21 protein-coding genes are annotated in these 15222 nt (G+C 36.1%); 11 read left to right on the forward strand and 10 right to left on the reverse strand.

Translation table 11 applies throughout. The annotated features are described in order from the left end of the window. Positions 1–21 precede the first annotated feature (21 nt). The 3 genes from NU09_RS01925 to rmuC all read right to left on the reverse strand — a co-directional run bounded on the left by NU09_RS01925 (position 22) and on the right by rmuC (position 3136). Positions 22–1116: a hypothetical protein gene (locus NU09_RS01925; protein ID WP_129749555.1), complete on the reverse strand. Its 1095-nt coding sequence runs from the start codon at positions 1114–1116 to the stop codon at positions 22–24. A 62-nt stretch (positions 1117–1178) separates the two neighbouring features. Beyond that, positions 1179–1724, reverse strand: coding sequence for an acyl-CoA thioesterase (locus tag NU09_RS01930; protein WP_129749556.1), 546 nt, complete (start codon positions 1722–1724; stop codon positions 1179–1181). An 11-nt stretch (positions 1725–1735) separates the two neighbouring features. Then, on the reverse strand, positions 1736–3136 hold the full coding sequence (rmuC, locus tag NU09_RS01935; protein ID WP_129749557.1) for a DNA recombination protein RmuC: 1401 nt from the start codon (positions 3134–3136) through the stop codon (positions 1736–1738). Positions 3137–3230: 94 nt separating this feature from the next. On the opposite strand from rmuC, the gene NU09_RS01940 reads away from it, so the two are divergent. The 3 genes from NU09_RS01940 (at position 3231) to NU09_RS01950 (ending at position 5993) form a co-directional block, all read left to right on the forward strand. Then, positions 3231–4481 (forward strand): hypothetical protein, encoded by a 1251-nt coding sequence (locus NU09_RS01940; protein ID WP_129749558.1) that lies wholly within the window; start codon positions 3231–3233, stop codon positions 4479–4481. Next, the gene (locus tag NU09_RS01945) at positions 4474–5139 is read left to right on the forward strand and encodes a hypothetical protein (RefSeq protein WP_129749559.1); all 666 of its coding nucleotides are present in this window, start codon (positions 4474–4476) and stop codon (positions 5137–5139) included. The genes NU09_RS01940 and NU09_RS01945 overlap by 8 nt, the downstream gene beginning before the upstream one ends. A gap of 221 nt (positions 5140–5360) precedes the next feature. Continuing rightward, positions 5361–5993 carry a hypothetical protein gene (locus NU09_RS01950; RefSeq protein WP_129749560.1) on the forward strand — a complete coding sequence of 211 codons (633 nt, stop codon included), beginning with the start codon at positions 5361–5363 and terminating at the stop codon, positions 5991–5993. Here NU09_RS01950 and NU09_RS01955 read toward each other — a convergent pair. Next, positions 5990–6559 (reverse strand): anthranilate synthase component II, encoded by a 570-nt coding sequence (locus NU09_RS01955; protein WP_129749561.1) that lies wholly within the window; start codon positions 6557–6559, stop codon positions 5990–5992. The genes NU09_RS01950 and NU09_RS01955 overlap by 4 nt on opposite strands. Before the next feature lie 277 nt (positions 6560–6836). Between NU09_RS01955 and epsC the strand changes: the two genes are divergently transcribed. Both epsC and cysK read left to right on the forward strand, forming a co-directional pair. Then, positions 6837–7652 (forward strand): serine O-acetyltransferase EpsC, encoded by an 816-nt coding sequence (gene epsC, locus NU09_RS01960; protein WP_129749562.1) that lies wholly within the window; start codon positions 6837–6839, stop codon positions 7650–7652. A gap of 12 nt (positions 7653–7664) precedes the next feature. Then, positions 7665–8573 carry a cysteine synthase A gene (gene cysK / locus NU09_RS01965; protein ID WP_129749563.1) on the forward strand — a complete coding sequence of 303 codons (909 nt, stop codon included), beginning with the start codon at positions 7665–7667 and terminating at the stop codon, positions 8571–8573. 74 nt (positions 8574–8647) lie between these two features. Here the strand turns inward: cysK and NU09_RS01970 are convergent, their stop codons facing one another. Genes NU09_RS01970 through NU09_RS01980 form a run of 3 tightly spaced genes read right to left on the reverse strand, consistent with a single transcriptional unit; the run spans position 8648 to position 10354 of the window. After that, positions 8648–9217: a YceI family protein gene (locus NU09_RS01970; protein WP_129749564.1), complete on the reverse strand. Its 570-nt coding sequence runs from the start codon at positions 9215–9217 to the stop codon at positions 8648–8650. 26 nt (positions 9218–9243) lie between these two features. Continuing rightward, positions 9244–9876: an NAD(P)H-dependent oxidoreductase gene (locus NU09_RS01975; protein WP_129749565.1), complete on the reverse strand. Its 633-nt coding sequence runs from the start codon at positions 9874–9876 to the stop codon at positions 9244–9246. A 22-nt stretch (positions 9877–9898) separates the two neighbouring features. Then, positions 9899–10354, reverse strand: a complete 456-nt coding sequence (locus NU09_RS01980; RefSeq protein ID WP_129749566.1) for a MarR family winged helix-turn-helix transcriptional regulator — start codon at positions 10352–10354, stop codon at positions 9899–9901. A 141-nt stretch (positions 10355–10495) separates the two neighbouring features. Between NU09_RS01980 and NU09_RS01985 the strand changes: the two genes are divergently transcribed. From NU09_RS01985 to NU09_RS01995, 3 genes are read left to right on the forward strand one after another with little or no spacing between them, the layout of a single operon-like run. Beyond that, positions 10496–11026 (forward strand): TlpA family protein disulfide reductase, encoded by a 531-nt coding sequence (locus NU09_RS01985; RefSeq protein ID WP_129749567.1) that lies wholly within the window; start codon positions 10496–10498, stop codon positions 11024–11026. Positions 11027–11039: 13 nt separating this feature from the next. Further along, positions 11040–11651 (forward strand): thioredoxin family protein, encoded by a 612-nt coding sequence (locus tag NU09_RS01990; protein WP_129749568.1) that lies wholly within the window; start codon positions 11040–11042, stop codon positions 11649–11651. Positions 11652–11673: 22 nt separating this feature from the next. Next, positions 11674–11988 carry a rhodanese-like domain-containing protein gene (locus NU09_RS01995; protein ID WP_129749569.1) on the forward strand — a complete coding sequence of 105 codons (315 nt, stop codon included), beginning with the start codon at positions 11674–11676 and terminating at the stop codon, positions 11986–11988. A gap of 37 nt (positions 11989–12025) precedes the next feature. On the opposite strand, the gene NU09_RS02000 is transcribed toward NU09_RS01995, so the two are convergent. Then, positions 12026–12454 carry a response regulator gene (locus NU09_RS02000; protein WP_129749570.1) on the reverse strand — a complete coding sequence of 143 codons (429 nt, stop codon included), beginning with the start codon at positions 12452–12454 and terminating at the stop codon, positions 12026–12028. Between the two features lie 172 nt (positions 12455–12626). Here NU09_RS02000 and NU09_RS02005 point away from each other — a divergent pair, with 172 nt between their 5' ends. From NU09_RS02005 to NU09_RS02015, 3 genes are read left to right on the forward strand one after another with little or no spacing between them, the layout of a single operon-like run. Beyond that, complete coding sequence (locus tag NU09_RS02005; protein ID WP_129749571.1) at positions 12627–13145, forward strand: thioredoxin family protein; 519 nt, start codon at positions 12627–12629, stop codon at positions 13143–13145. Positions 13146–13179: 34 nt separating this feature from the next. Beyond that, the gene (locus NU09_RS02010) at positions 13180–14022 is read left to right on the forward strand and encodes a GNAT family N-acetyltransferase (RefSeq protein WP_165357638.1); all 843 of its coding nucleotides are present in this window, start codon (positions 13180–13182) and stop codon (positions 14020–14022) included. A 29-nt stretch (positions 14023–14051) separates the two neighbouring features. Beyond that, positions 14052–14438 carry a rhodanese-like domain-containing protein gene (locus NU09_RS02015; protein WP_129749573.1) on the forward strand — a complete coding sequence of 129 codons (387 nt, stop codon included), beginning with the start codon at positions 14052–14054 and terminating at the stop codon, positions 14436–14438. Here the strand turns inward: NU09_RS02015 and NU09_RS02020 are convergent, their stop codons facing one another. Both NU09_RS02020 and NU09_RS02025 read right to left on the reverse strand, forming a co-directional pair. Next, positions 14439–14861, reverse strand: coding sequence for a DUF3995 domain-containing protein (locus NU09_RS02020; protein ID WP_129749574.1), 423 nt, complete (start codon positions 14859–14861; stop codon positions 14439–14441). 79 nt (positions 14862–14940) lie between these two features. After that, a complete protein-coding gene (locus NU09_RS02025; protein WP_129749575.1) occupies positions 14941–15219 on the reverse strand; it encodes a GNAT family N-acetyltransferase in 279 nt (92 codons plus the stop codon). Positions 15220–15222: the final 3 nt, after the last annotated feature.

Consider the following 15222-nt stretch of genomic DNA (forward strand, 5'->3'; position numbering starts at 1 on the left):
TTTAGTGTTATATATTAAACACTACTGACAGCTTGTTTGGAGGGAATTTATCCACTCCTCCATCATTAACATAGCTTCTTCATCAACAACTGTACGTCCTCTTAAAGGCATCATTTCCGAAGGAATAGTGTTGTTCATCCTATAATAAATAAGAGATTCTTGAATGTTTTGTCCTGAAATGAGATAAGGCTCACCGTTTGTGGCAAAATCACTTGGTGGTACACATACACCTAGGTTAACAGGGTCGCTGGTTTGGTTAAAGGCAAAATTCATAGGTGTATATCCGCAATATGCGCCTTCTGTATGGCAATGTGCACAGTTTACATCGAGATAAGAGCGAACTCTTAACTCAAGAGGTTGTGTATCGTCTTTCCAGTCTACTGTAGATATTATTTGTGAAGGAGCAGAGTTTAAATAACCAGCCTCAATCCATTTGGTAATCTGATTTTTGACCCCGTCATTATAATTGTATGATTTATTAAGGTTTTGCGGTTTAGGGCCTATTGGACTTAACTGTCCATTAAATGTATGGCAAAGAGCACAATCTGCTTCTGAAGGTATTTTGTAATTTATTGTTTTGGGTGTACCATTATGATTCCAGGACATCCTTACAGTGCTTCCTTCCATATCAAGGTAAGCTTCGGTTTGGTCACCATTCCAAACATAATTGGCAAATATCCATCCTGATTGTTTCTTAATAAGTAAACGGGTTTCTAAAATTCTTGTAGCGTTTTGGGTCCCTATATTTTCATAATAAAAGTTCTTAATCAATACAGTACCTGTAGGAAAATTTGGGACAGCTCCGTCACTGGTATATGTAGCGGTGGTAGTATCAGGCATCCATACAAAACGTTTTTTTAAGGCATAATCGGTAAACAATGAACTATTAAGATCATAAGGTAATACACCGTAAACAGGCTCAAGGTTTTTAAGGTCGCCTTCATAAAAATTATAATCCGATAGTGTTGGGTAAGGAACAGCAGCAAGGTCTAGTACTACTGGTGAAACTTCGGGAAGCTCGGTGTAGTTATCACTGTCATCAGAACCGCAAGATATGATTATTGATGTTGTTGCTAAAAGTATAATAAAAGCTGATAAAAAGTAAAGTTTTCTCATATTTGCTGCATTAATTATAATGAAAGGACAGCAAATATATATAAAAAATAAAAAGAATGGTATTACAGGTCCAGTTTAACGTTATAAAGATTAAGGCCTTCTAAAGCCTCGGGTGTAGTGTGGTCAAATGTTTCCTCATGCATATTTCTTTCTTTTTTTAAAGCGATACGCCTAACAGAATTATAAAAACGTCTTACTTCTTCCAGGTTAGAAAGAATAAGTGTAGGTACTTTTACATTGTTCCCATTTTCGTCTTTGGCAACCATTGTAAAATAAGAAGAGTTACAGTGTTTTACCTTGCCGGTTTGTATGTTTTGTGAAGTAACGCGTATACCTACCACCATAGAACTGTTACCTACATAGTTAACCGAAGCTTTCATTGTAACCAGTTCACCTATTTCTATAGGGTTTAAAAAATCTACAGTGTCTACAGAAGCCGTTACACAATAACACCCTGAATATTTAGATGCACAAGCAAAAGCAATCTGGTCCATAAGCATAAGAATGTAACCTCCATGAATTTTTCCGCTAAAGTTAGAGTGGGAAGGAAGCATCAGTTCAGATATTGTAACTTTTGATGCACTTACTTTTTGTACGCTTACAGTCATTATTAATGGTATTATAAGTTAGGTAACTCGTTGTCGTTATCTTCTTCTTCTTCATTGCCTCCTGAAAGTAGTGCCCTGTTGACTATGTTGTCAGGAAGAGATTTTTTGGCTTTGGCTCCCATTTTTTTAAGCTTTTCTATACTGGTAATTATATTACCACGGCCATCTACCAGTTTATTCATAGCGCCTTCATAGGCTTTTTTGCCTTCTTCCATTCTTTTGCCTACCATGATCAGATCGCCTACAAACCCTTCAAACTTATCGTATAGAGAGCCTGCCTGTCTGGCTATTTCATAAGCATTTTCCTGTTGCTTCTGGTTAGTCCACATGCTGTCTATAGTACGGAGTGTAGCCAGTAAAGTGCTAGGGGTTACAATAACAATATTGCGTTCAAAAGCTTTATTGTATAATGTGGCGTCTTCGTTAAGTGCAATGGCAAAAGCAGGTTCTATAGGTATGAAAAGCAATACAAAATCAGGACTTTCCATTTTGTACAGGTCATGATAGTTTTTATCGCTAAGCTGATCTACGTGTCTTTTTATGGAGCCTATGTGTTCTTTTAAATGGAGTGTTTTAGCAATCTCGTCCTCTTCATTTACATAACGCTCATAAGCAACTAATGATACTTTTGAGTCCACTATCATCTTTTTACCATCAGGAAGATTAATTACAACATCTGGTTGTATACGGTTTCCTTCTTCGGTAGTATAGCTAACCTGTACCTCATACTCACGGCCTTTTTCAAGACCCGATTTTTCCAGAACGCGTTCCAGTATAAGCTCTCCCCAGTTACCCTGCATCTTACTGTCACCTTTAAGAGCTTTGGTAAGGTTAAGGGTTTCACGGCTCATCTGTTCGTTCATTTCACGAAGGCCTAATATTTGCTGGCGTAATGCGGCATGATAATCTATACTTTCTTTATGGGTATCTTCAACTTTCTTTTCAAACAGGTGTATTTTTTCCTGTAGGGGAGAAAGTATATTTTTCATGTTTTCTCGATTCTGTTCAGTAAACTTGGTCGATTTTTCTTCCAGTATCTTATTGGCAAGATTTTCAAATTCTTTGGTGAATTTTTCCCTTAGCTCTTCTGTTTCCTGACGCTGTTCACGCATACGTTCCAATAGATTGTCAAAATCGGTTTCTTTTTTGGTAAGCTGTACGGTAAGTGCGTCTTTTGCTGTGCGTAAATCGTCACGCTCTGCAATTGTCTGTATTATCTGTTTTTCAAGTCCGGTTCTGTCATTAACGGCCTGTTGTTTAAGTTGCTCTATAGTTAAGGTAAGGCTGTTATTACGTTCTTCAAGAACTTTTCTGTCTGAAACGGACTTTGATGAAAATATAAGTTTGCCAAGGTAAACACCTATTGCTAAGGCAATAATAAAGGCAGATAATAAAGTAATGGTATCAGGCATTTGAAGTGTATTTGCTAATGGGTAAAAATAAGCAAAATATTGCAAGGCAATGCACAAAAAAATACTGTTATATTTGTTAGACAAACCATTTGTTATGAAAAAACACCTTACATTTCTTTTTCTGTTACTATCATATTTTTCTCACTCCCAGTCATGTACCTGTGAAGCTGAACTGGACGCTCTTTACAATACAGTATTAAGTCTTACCTCGTATAAAAATAATTTGGCAGGTAAAAAGTATGAAGAATATAAACGTACATATGAATGGCTTAGAAAAGAGGCTGAAAAAGAGAAACAAAAAATACCATGCTTTTTAATACTTGCTAAACTACTTGAACCTGTTACTGATAATTCTGTTACTTTTTCCTTGGGTATGTATGATGATGTGAAGGTAAGTCCGAATGATCAATTTTTTAAGGAAAAGCAGGTTTTCTTTATGTCTGAATTTGCGAAGTACAATATTAAAGCTCATGTTGATACAGATTCAATTGAAAATATTTTAAGGAATAAACCGGAAAGCGATATTGAAGGGATATATTATAAAGCTAAACTGAGGGTTGGGTTGTATAGGACTAAAGCAAGGGATAGTTTGGCAGGAGTAATATTAGACTCTGATTATCCCAACTGGAAAAAAGGAGATGTAGCTTTTCTACTTTATGAAAAATCACCTAATCATTTTACAGCCATCCATAGTCAATATTTGACCAATCAATATTATCTGCAAAAACATGAAAAATATATTAATGGAAGGCTTGCCCAGGGAAAGTGGTCAAAAAGTGTTGAGAGGGATGATATTTTGTTAAATGGTACAGGTGATAAGGTGAAATTTGACTTTAAGTTTGTAACCTCTGATATTCAATATGTAAGATTAGGTTATCTCGCGTCTGTAATGAATTATGAAAAGGCGGAAGTTTTTTTGGGCAGGGTAAAGGATAGCCTTAAGTCAGATAATGTTATTGTAGATTTGAGAGAGAATTCTCACGGAAGCGAAGATGTAGCAAAACCATTCTTAAAGTTTTTAAAGAAGTATTCCAGAAAACATGATATTTATATAATTATAAATGCCGGTATTAAAGGAGCAGCAGAAAGGCTGGTAGCTGAACTTAAAGGCGAGGAAAGAATACATTTGTTAGGAGAAGAAACATCAGGTATACTTGCTTATGGGTATGTAGATGTAGTAAATAGCAGATTAGCCTGTGGGAACTACCTTTTTCATAGTAATAATGCAGAATATATGAAACTGCTTAAATATGAGGGGTCAGGAATTACTCCTGATTATGTTTTAAATACTGATACTGACTGGGTAGAGCAAACCATAACTATAATAAAAAATAAACATGAGTAATATTACCACTTTTAAAAAGTTTCCGGATGTAATACAGGCTAAAGAACTTAAGGAGTTTTTACAGCAAAATGGGATTCAAAGTTTCGTGAGTGATGGTAAACCCTCTGTTGATAATAGCTTTGGTGGTGGTATCCCTGTGGATTATGAGGTTAAAATAAAAGCTGGTGATTTTGAAAAGGCATCTTTGCTTGTTGAAGAGAGGGTTAAGGAAACACTGGAAGATGTTGATAAGGATTATTACCTGTTTTTATTTACTAATGAAGAACTGTATGATGTTTTAATCAAACAGGACGAATGGAATGAGTTTGATTATCTTCTAGCCAGAAAACTTTTAACTGATAGGGGAAAGGTAATAGATGAGGATTTATTAAACAGCCTCAAGAAACAAAGAATTGCAGATTTTACAAAGCCTCAGTCTCATGAAAAAACGTGGATCTTTGCCGGTTATATATTTGTATTAATGGGAGGTTTTTTAGGGATACTTATAGGGTATATGTTATGGGAATCTAAAACAACGCTGCCAGACAGAAGAGTCATCTATACTTATTCTCAAAAATCACGTAGTCACGGACTTATAATTTTTTGCCTGGGTATATTTTTGTCTGCTATTTACATATTAGGAATTTTTTTAGATGAATATATGATTAGCCTTTATTAAGAATTTTAAAACTTTAATTTTAGTACTATTTTAAATATTAAAAAAGTGTTAAAGGGTTTAAAATGATATTGTTGGTTAAATTAACTTATCCGAAACCCGCATAAAGAAAGGACTTGTTAAAATTTCGTAATTTTTTTGTTATAATTTGCTGGTTATCTGATATGTAAATTAGGTTTTTAGAAGTGTTTTCCTATATTTGGAGGACACCCAACTATAAACCAATGGAAAAAACATTTACTACCTTTAAAACTATGCCCGATCTTGATCAGGCAAAAGAGATGAAACGTTTCCTGAGCAAAAACAACATCAGGAGTTTTTTAAACGATAATCATTCTACCGAGAAGTGCGAATTTGAAATCATGGTTATGGCAAGTGATTATAATAGCGCTTCACAACTTGTAAAAGAAAGTACAGAGAAGTTGATTGAAAAAGTGGCAAGCGACTACTGTCTTTATTCTTTTAGCCAAAAGCAACTTTATGATGTACTTCTTAACGAAGATGTATGGAGTGATTTTGATTATCTGTTAGCTAAGAAGATACTGAATGAAAAAGGACTTCCTACAGATAGTGATTCTATTAGCAGACTAAGGGAAGAAAAAAAGAAAGACACTGCAAAGCCAGAATCTTCTCAGATTTTACACATCATGGGCGGTTACATTTTAGCCCTGATGGGAGGAGTTGCCGGTATTGTTATTGGCTTTTTAATGTGGAATTCTCAACGACAAATGCCAAACGGTATAACTGTATTCAGTTATAGTGAAGTTGAGAGAAGACACGGAAGAATAATATTTGGACTTGGTATTCTTATTTTTGTAATTGTACTTAGTATAAGGTTAAGGCAAATACCTGTCTAGATTTCCAGCCAGTTTTCCAATATTTTTTTTCCGTTTGGAGTTAATACAGACTCCGGATGGAATTGCACCCCCCTTACATCATATATTTTGTGGCGTAATGACATTATTTCGCCATTATCGTCTACGGAGGTTACTTCCAGTACTTCCGGGAAATTTTCTTTTGCCACGCACCAGGAGTGGTAGCGCCCCACATTTATTTCTTTTTCCAGGCCTTTAAATAAAGGCTCATCATCAACCAGTATTGAGATACTAGTTGCAACTCCGTGATAAACAGTATTGAGGTTTATTAGCTTTCCGCCAAAAACTTCACCAATGGCCTGTTGCCCTAAGCAAATACCCAATATGCTTTTATATGGAGCATACTTTTTTATTACGCTTTTAAGCAATCCTGCATTGGCCGGTACACCGGGACCCGGAGATAAGAGTATCTTGTCAAAATCTTCAGCATCCTCTAAGGTGAGTTCGTCATTTCTTAAAACAGTAACTTCACAGTTAAGGCTTTCCAGGTAGTGTACAAGGTTGTAAGTAAAGCTGTCGTAGTTATCTATTACCAGTATTTTCTTCATATGCATAGCGGTTTGCAAATGTATAAAACTTAGTGGTAAAAAAAATATCTTAAAAATCTACTAAACTGGTAGACTATTTAAAAAAATAACTATATTTGTTATGCACAAAAGAATATATGGCAGTTTTAACAAACAAGTGTATGGCGTGTATGTGTTTCTCTTTAAACGAGGAAGCACTTGCTGTACATGGAAATTAGGTTCAAACCTAAACAGTAAACAGTTAGTGAGCTCCTCGTAACCCGAGGAGCTTTTTTTATTTAAAATATTTAGCATTATTATGAAACATCCCGTTTATACCGCAAATTATTTGAAATCGGGAGTGCTACCCGATAAGCAAAAAACAGGTTACTGGATAGAGGAATTTTTTCAGTGGCTTTTTTGCATCGGTCCGCAATATGCCGATTATGATTTCTTTTTAAAGAAGGAGCAGGAACTAGATGGACTACTTTCTGACTTGCTATGCCTTTCGGGACTGGAAGAGGAAAAAATTAAGCCATTATTACTTCATCTTAAAGATAAGATAGTAACACTTCATGAAAAAATGGAAGACAATCTTAAAGCCATTTTTGCTTTTGATCCTGCAGCTAAGTCAAGAACCGAAGTACTGGTTTCCTATCCCGGTTTCTTTGCTATAGCCATTTACCGTATCGCCCACGAATTATGGATTAATAATGTACCAGTATTGCCAAGGCTTATAAGTGAATATGTACATGGCAGGACAGGTATAGATATTCACCCCGGGGCTACTATAGGCGACAGATTTTTTATAGACCACGGCACTGGTATTGTAGTTGGGGAAACATCAGTAATAGGCAACGACGTAAAAATATATCAGGGTGTAACATTAGGGGCTTTAAGCGTACATAAAGAAGAAGCTTCTGTTAAGCGCCATCCTACCATAGGTAACGGAGTTACCATTTATGCCAATGCAACCATTTTGGGAGGTAATACAATTGTGGGCGACAATTCTGTAATAGGAGGTAACGTATGGATTACTAATTCTATACCTCCTCATTCCTTAGTATACCATAAAAGCGAAATAACTATAAAAACGAAGGAAACATTTCCTGAGCCGTTAAATTTTGTAATATAAAACCGCATCGATATGAAAGCAAATAACATCTTAGAAACCATAGGTAACACACCTCATGTAAAACTTAATAAACTTTTTAAAGGAAAGAATGTATGGATTAAGCTGGAACGCAATAATCCGGGAAACAGCATTAAAGACAGGATTGCAATGGCAATGATAGAAGATGCCGAAGCAAAAGGACTCCTGAAACCCGACAGCATTATAATTGAACCTACTTCGGGTAATACGGGTATAGGTCTGGCTTTTGTAGCTGCCGTGAAAGGATATAAGCTGATTTTGGTTATGCCGGAATCAATGAGTGTGGAGCGCAGAAAGCTTATGTCTATTTACGGAGCCGAATTTGAATTGACCCCGCGTGAGAAAGGTATGAAAGGTGCTATAGAAAAGGCAAGGGAGTTAACCGAGTCTACACCTAATGCATGGTCGCCAAGTCAGTTTGATAATCAGGCCAATGTTGAGGTACACCGCAAAACAACCGCACAGGAAATTCTAGTCGATTTTCCTGAAGGTATTGATTACCTTATAACAGGGGTTGGTACAGGTGGGCATATAACTGGTGTTGCTGATATTTTAAAACAAAAATTCCCTAACCTGAAAGTATTTGCAGTAGAGCCTGAGGCTTCGCCTGTATTAAGCGGAGGAGATCCGGGATTGCATCCCCTACAGGGAATAGGAGCGGGGTTTGTACCGTCTATTTATAGAAAAGACCTTATTGACGGAGTAATAACTGTAGGCAAGGACGAGGCTTTTGATTTTGCAAGAAACATTGCCAAAACCGAAGGTATACTGGTAGGAATCTCAACTGGTGCTTCTCTGGCAGCTGTAAATAAAAAGCTGGCAGAAATACCTGACGGGGCAACTGTTCTTACTTTTAACTATGATACGGGAGAGCGATACCTTTCTATTGAGGGATTGTTCTAATGTATATTTTTAGTTAGAAAAAGAAACCCCCGATGGAATCCATCGGGGGTTCTTTGTTTCAATTTAAACTCTAATTAGAACTGTAGGTTTACTGTAAGTTCAAACTCGTCGTAGATCATATTGTCTCCAAGACCGTCAAAAATACTTCCTGAATTGTATTCAATACCATATTTAGTTCTGTCTACATTAAACGCAGTAGTTGCAGAATTCTTATTTACGGTAAGATCAAAAGTTACAGGTTTAGTGATGTTTTTAATTGTTAAGTCAGCAGTAACTGTATAAACGTTAGCAGATTTAGCCTTAACTGATTTGAAAACAAGTTTAGAAGTAGCATGGTTATCTGTACCAAAGAAATCTTTAGCTTTTAAGTGGCCTTCAAGTTTTTCTTTACCTTGTCCTGCAGCTAAATCAGTAACGGTGATAGATGTCATATCTACAGTAAAGTTACCACCTGTAAGTTTACCGTTTTTAAAATTAAGTACACCATCTTTAAAGCTGATAGTACCTTCGTGCTGTCCGGTAACTTTTTTACCTACCCAGCTGATTTTGCTTGAAGAAGTATTGATTTTCTTGTCCTGAGCTGATGCTGTTATGGTACCAAGAGCTACTACTAATGCAACTACGATTGTTTTGAAATTTTTCATTTTTTAATTTAATTAATTTAAGAATATTAGATAGTGATAAATAATTCGTTTTCAGGTTTTCTAACCTTTTTAAGGTGCTGGAAACCGTCTTCTTCGTGGCGGTAGCCCACAGATGCAATAACTGCTGTGCTTAAACCAAGTTTGTCAAGGCCAAGTATCTCATCAAATTGCTGAGCGTTAAAGCCTTCCATTGGTGTGGCATCTATATGTAATAGTGCAGCAGTATTAATAAGGGTAGAAAGTGCAATGTAAGCCTGTTTTGAAGCCCATGCATTTAAGCCTTCTTCGGTTTGGTTTTGTATAAAACCATTAACCATATTTTCAAACGGTTTTAGGGACTCTTTTTCAACCTGTCTTACTTTGCTTATGTTTTCCATATAAGCGTCAACGTGTGTTTCATTCACGTTTTTCTCATAAGCAAAAACAAAAAGGTGAGAAGACTCGGTAATACCATCCTGATTGTAACCGGCTGCTTTAAGCTGCTCACGTACTTCCGGGTTTTCTATAATAAGCACTTTATAAGGCTGTAATCCCATAGAAGATACACTCAACTGTACAGCTTCTTTTAGGGTTTCAAGATCATTTTGTGATACCTTTTTTGCGGGATCATATTTTTTTGTGGCATAACGCCAGTTTAAACTTTCAATATAATTTTTCATGATTAGTTCTTTATATATTTAATTATACGTTTCTGTATTTTTCAAGCAACTCATTAAGCAACTCCTGTTCTTTTTCTGTAAGGTTATTGCAAAATTTTGCTTCGTGGTTATCTACTACAGGGTCCAGTATCTTTAATAGGTCTAATCCTTTTTGGGTTATGGCCACTTCCATTTTTCTTCGATTATCAGGACATACTTCACGTGTTACCAGTTCTTTTAGCAGTAACTTGTCTACCAGTCGGGTAGTGTTACTCGTTTTGGCAATCATACGCTCCTGTATAACACACATATTTGCGGGTTTCCCTTTTTGTCCTCTTAGAATCCTTAAAACATTATACTGTTCAGGCGATAAATCATGAGCTTTAGCAATTTCACTAAAGCTTTCACCTATTACGTTTTGGGTATACATAATATTCAGGATAATCTTCTTGGGAAGACTCATGGGTGTCGTTGCTTTAATAACTTCTTCTATTTTCATAATTGTATCTACAATATTTGTATGTACAAATGTAGTGTATTTTATATTTGTATATACAAATATGTTGTTAAAAATTTGTTAACGATAAATGAATGGCTTTTTTTGACTTAATTTTAGAGGCCTTAACGAAACTCAGGTAAAATGAAAAAAACGCTAATAGCAGGTTTATCGGCAATATTTTTGCTGTATTCCTGTAATGAAAAGAAAGAAAATAAGCCGCAACCCATACATGTTTATGAAAAGGATGGGGTTAAGGTAAATGCTTATGATTATAACGGACTTGAATATTTTTTGACCAAGAGTAATGATACTACCTATGTGGTGAATTTTTGGGCTACATGGTGCGTACCGTGTGTAGAAGAGTTGCCGTATTTTGAAAAACTTAATGCCGGGTATGCCGATAAAAAGGTAAAAGTACTTTTAGTGAGCCTCGATATGCATAAAAAAATAGAGAGTAATCTTATTCCGTTTATTGAAAACAAGAAACTGCAAAGCGATGTTGTTTTACTAAGAGATCCGGATGCCGATACCTGGATAAGAAAGATTGATACAACATGGAGTGGGGCAATACCGGCAACAATTATATATAATAAGGATAATCGCAAGTTTTTTGAACAACAATTTACGTATGAAGAGCTTGAAAAAGAGCTGAACAATTTTATAAAACCATAATAAATCATAAATCATGAAAACACTAAAATTTTTAGGTGCATTTGCAATAATAGGCCTGTTGTTTGCCTTTACAGCAGCAAAGACGGTTAGCGGCTATCAGGTGGGAGATGTTGCTACTGACTTCAGTTTAAAAAATATAGACGGCAAAAAAGTATCATTAAAAGATTTTAAAGATGCTAAAGGCTATATAGTAGTATTTACATGTAATCACTGTCCGTATGCTCAGGCTTATGAAGACAGGATAGTTGCTCTTGACAAGAAATACAAAAAACAGGGATATCCGGTTATTGCCATCAATCCAAATAACCCTGAAAAGCAGAAAGATGACAGCTTTGAGAAAATGCAGGCAAGAGCAAAAGAAAAAGGATTTACTTTCCCTTACCTTTTAGATGAAGGTCAAAAAATATATCCTCAGTACGGGGCTACAAAAACACCTCACGTATATGTGCTTCAAAAAACAGCAAAAGGCAATGTGGTTAAATACATAGGGGCTATTGATGATAATTATGAAGATGAGGCAGCAGTTACAAAAAAATATGTTGAAGATGCTGTAAATTCACTTTTAAAAGGTAAAGAAGTAAGCGTAAAAGAAACCAAGGCTATTGGCTGTTCGATAAAAGCATAATACCTTTGTAAAAAATTTCAGAATGAACTTATCACAACAGGAATGGTGGGACAAGGCACAGGAAGACGCAGATGCGGTAATCCTTGATGTTCGCACCGAAGATGAATGGAACCGTGGTATTATACCGGGAGCCATTAATATAGATATCTATAAAGGACAGGGCTTTATTTATGCAATAGAAGAACTGGACAAATCTAAAAATTATTATGTGTATTGTGCGGCCGGAGGAAGAAGCGCGCAAGCCTGCAGTATTATGAAGCAGCTTGGTATAGAAAACGCATACAACCTTATGGGGGGGATAACCCAGTGGGATGGTCCGGTAACACAACCTGAATAAAAATAAAAAAGAGCCTTTTTAGGCTCTTTTTTATTGTCTATCCTTTTGATGTAAATGAGTTGATGTTTTCCTTCCAGTAATCAATAAGATCTCTTATGCGCTCTTTGTAGCTGTTATAGTCGCTGCCTTTATGGATGTAATCCTGAATGGAAAGCTTATTGGCTTGTCTTATTGAGTGATCGTCCTGAGCATTAGAGATAAATATATAAGGAATATCCTTGTCCATAAAAATCTCCTCCTGAAGTATAAGCTCTCTTAATTCAAAGCCACCCAGTTTAGGCATGTTAATATCTGAGATTACAATAAAAGGCTCTATCTCAGGCCTTCTTAAATAGTCAAGTGCTTCTACACCGTCTTGAAAAAATATCAGATTGTTTTTATAACCTAAGTCTCTGAATATTTCCTTTAAAATCTCTCTGTCGTCTTCGTCGTCTTCAATAATAAGGATATCCCTGTGCTTTTTCATGGCTAGTCCTACTGTTTTCTTGGTTTGGTTTTACAATGCATAATTACCACTTATTCATAAAAATTGTGTTATAACATTCGGCAGATTTTTTATCATTCGACGTATAAAGATATAGGTATTTACTTATATTTACTAAATTGCGATTTCATAAAATTGTATAATCCAACTAAAAATGAAAATAAAAACAATTTTAATCTGCCTCTTCCTTTTAGGAAGCTTAACCGTTGCAAATGCTCAGGAAGATGCATCGGCGGTTTTGGAAAAAGCCTATGCACAGGCTAAAAAAGAGAAGAAAAAAGTATTTGTAATCTTCCACGCCTCATGGTGCGGATGGTGCAAAAAGATGGAAAAGAATATGCAGAGCCCAGCCTGCAAAAAGCTATTTGATGATAATTATGTAACTGCCTTTTTAACGGTGCAGGAATCGCCTAAAAATAAGAGTCTTGAAAATCCGGGAGGAGATGATATACTTAAGAAGTTTAAAGGCGAAGGCCAGGGAATTCCGTTCTGGCTGATTCTGGATACCGATGGCAGCCTTCTCGCCGATTCGTTTAACAGTAAAGGCGAAAACCTGGGATGCCCGTCTACGGCGGAAGAGGTAGCTGAGTTTACGGCAAAGCTTAAACGAACATCAAAATTAACCCCGGCACAGCTGGGAGTAATTTCTGAAACATTTATAATAAAAAAATAAGGTCCGGGCCTGCCGGACACAATTAATGTCCAATATGGCTATACAGTTTAAAACTTTAGAAAGCACTGAAATACCTGAACTTCTTGAGGTATTTAACAGTGCTTTTTCTGATTATGCTCTCCCTATGAGAATGGAGGAAGCTATTTTTGTCCGCAAGCTTTTTATAGAAGGTGTTTCGCTTGGTTTTTCTGCGGGAGCTTTTGACGGAGATAAACTTGTAGGGTTTATTCTCCACGGGCTTGATGAGTTTAATGGCGAAAAAAGGGTGTTTAATGCCGCTACAGGAGTAGTACCGTCACATAGGGGGCTACGCCTTGCAGAACAAATGTACAATTACATTCTGCCGGTTTTAAAAGCACAGGGTTACAGGCACCACCAGCTTGAGGTGCTTAATGGTAATATAAAAGCAGAAAGGGCTTATGAAAAAGTTGGTTTCCGTAAATCAAGAGACCTTTTTGGTTATGAAGGTACTGTTGCTCCACAAATTATTTCTGGTGTAGAGATAAAAGAGGTAAAATATTTAGACTGGATTAAGGTACAGTCTTTTTGGGATGTACAGCCTGCATGGCAAAACCATACTCCAACAGTACAAAGAACAATGAAAGATCAAAAGATTATTACGGCTTATGTTGATGGAAACTTAGCCGGATATCTTGTGTATGATACGCTTAACGGCAGATCAAAACAGTTTGCCGTTAAAAAGGAATACCGAAGACAGGGTATAGGTACAGCATTATTAGCTAATGTTACTCAGGCTTTGGGTAAAGTAAACTTTGTAAATTATGATGATAATGATAAAGGGGCAAAAGCATTTTTTGATGCCTTAGGTCTTAAGCCAAATTATCACTTGTATGAAATGACGCTTATTTACCCTTAACTTTGTGAATACAATTAAGAATACATATTATGAAAAAAGCACTTTATTTAGCGGTATTATTTATTTCACTTATATCCTGCCAGGCACAGCAGAAGGAAGGAACAGAATTGGTTAACCCAACCGAGTTTGCTCAAAAGATAGAGTCGGAGAAAGGGCAGCTTATAGATGTACGTACGCCTAAAGAATATCAATCAGGATATATAGACGGAGCTGTAAATATCCATTTATATGACAAGGATTTTGAAGAGCGAATAGATAAACTTGATAAAAATGAAACAGTATATGTTTACTGTAAAGCAGGAGGTAGAAGTGCCGAAGCTGTTGAAATTATGCAGGAAAAAGGCTTTAAGCACATAGTAGAGCTTGACGGTGGTATAGATGCCTGGAATGAGGCGGCAAAACCTGTAAAGAAATAATTAGTCTAACAGGAATATTAAAAAGCTAACTATAGCAATTACAACACATAAAGGCGAATAATAACGGGTATCATTCTTAGCAAAGAGGGTACCCGTTGCTTTTTTAAAGAAGCCCATGTATTTAAAATCGCCTATGGCTCTTAGTGTAAAGATAAATCCTATAAATAGTGTGGCATATTTAAAGATGTTTAGATTTACATACTCCCTGAAGATGTCCAGATTACCTATAGTGATAAAAGCAAAAATCCCCATTGCAGCAGCTACAATAAAAGTTACAAGTGGTCCCGGAGTAAAAACAGCGTGGCCTTCTTCAAGTGATGGAAGTACGGCACTCATCCCTTTTTTACCACCCATAGCCCAGTAAACATGTAAAAAAGACAGGAAAATAAATATGGAAGTGTTTATTAAAACAGGAAAAATCATTACGGATTAAATATTTGGTTTATACAAAGTTACCTTATTAAAAGCGTAATGATTTTTAAACTTATATTAAAACAGGGTATCATTTTGCTAAAACATCCCCAATTTCTTCGTGTTTGTCAAACATCTTTTTGGCAAAAGGACACAGTGGTATTATCTTTAGGTTTTGTTCACGGGCAAACTCAACAGCTTTATCAAGCAGTTTTTTGCCTACTCCTTTAAATTCCGGGTTACCTACTGTATGTTCAATTATAAATTTATCGTTGTTAGCCCAAACGTAGGTCATAATACCTGCCTGAACATCGTTTTCCATGGCTTTAAAATGACCTTTTTTGCCATCATCGTAATGAATTATTTCCATAGT

The sequence above is a fragment of the Flavobacterium beibuense genome (assembly GCF_004151245.1).
Lineage (GTDB): Bacteria > Bacteroidota > Bacteroidia > Flavobacteriales > Flavobacteriaceae > Flavobacterium > Flavobacterium beibuense_A.

Coding starts and splice junctions, on each gene's coding strand:
- NU09_RS02000 (WP_129749570.1), bottom strand. CDS start 12,454: ATGAAAAAGCACAGGGATATCCTTATTATTGAAGACGACGAAGACGAC.
- NU09_RS01950 (WP_129749560.1), top strand. CDS start 5,361: ATGGAAAAAACATTTACTACCTTTAAAACTATGCCCGATCTTGATCAG.
- NU09_RS01975 (WP_129749565.1), bottom strand. CDS start 9,876: ATGAAAAATTATATTGAAAGTTTAAACTGGCGTTATGCCACAAAAAAA.
- NU09_RS02005 (WP_129749571.1), top strand. CDS start 12,627: ATGAAAATAAAAACAATTTTAATCTGCCTCTTCCTTTTAGGAAGCTTA.
- NU09_RS01990 (WP_129749568.1), top strand. CDS start 11,040: ATGAAAACACTAAAATTTTTAGGTGCATTTGCAATAATAGGCCTGTTG.
- NU09_RS02020 (WP_129749574.1), bottom strand. CDS start 14,861: ATGATTTTTCCTGTTTTAATAAACACTTCCATATTTATTTTCCTGTCT.
- cysK (WP_129749563.1), top strand. CDS start 7,665: ATGAAAGCAAATAACATCTTAGAAACCATAGGTAACACACCTCATGTA.
- NU09_RS01945 (WP_129749559.1), top strand. CDS start 4,474: ATGAGTAATATTACCACTTTTAAAAAGTTTCCGGATGTAATACAGGCT.
- NU09_RS01955 (WP_129749561.1), bottom strand. CDS start 6,559: ATGAAGAAAATACTGGTAATAGATAACTACGACAGCTTTACTTACAAC.
- NU09_RS01995 (WP_129749569.1), top strand. CDS start 11,674: ATGAACTTATCACAACAGGAATGGTGGGACAAGGCACAGGAAGACGCA.
- NU09_RS01970 (WP_129749564.1), bottom strand. CDS start 9,217: ATGAAAAATTTCAAAACAATCGTAGTTGCATTAGTAGTAGCTCTTGGT.
- epsC (WP_129749562.1), top strand. CDS start 6,837: ATGAAACATCCCGTTTATACCGCAAATTATTTGAAATCGGGAGTGCTA.
- NU09_RS01985 (WP_129749567.1), top strand. CDS start 10,496: ATGAAAAAAACGCTAATAGCAGGTTTATCGGCAATATTTTTGCTGTAT.
- NU09_RS01930 (WP_129749556.1), bottom strand. CDS start 1,724: ATGACTGTAAGCGTACAAAAAGTAAGTGCATCAAAAGTTACAATATCT.
- NU09_RS01940 (WP_129749558.1), top strand. CDS start 3,231: ATGAAAAAACACCTTACATTTCTTTTTCTGTTACTATCATATTTTTCT.
- NU09_RS01980 (WP_129749566.1), bottom strand. CDS start 10,354: ATGAAAATAGAAGAAGTTATTAAAGCAACGACACCCATGAGTCTTCCC.
- rmuC (WP_129749557.1), bottom strand. CDS start 3,136: ATGCCTGATACCATTACTTTATTATCTGCCTTTATTATTGCCTTAGCA.
- NU09_RS01925 (WP_129749555.1), bottom strand. CDS start 1,116: ATGAGAAAACTTTACTTTTTATCAGCTTTTATTATACTTTTAGCAACA.
- NU09_RS02010 (WP_165357638.1), top strand. CDS start 13,180: ATGGCTATACAGTTTAAAACTTTAGAAAGCACTGAAATACCTGAACTT.
- NU09_RS02015 (WP_129749573.1), top strand. CDS start 14,052: ATGAAAAAAGCACTTTATTTAGCGGTATTATTTATTTCACTTATATCC.
- NU09_RS02025 (WP_129749575.1), bottom strand. CDS start 15,219: ATGGAAATAATTCATTACGATGATGGCAAAAAAGGTCATTTTAAAGCC.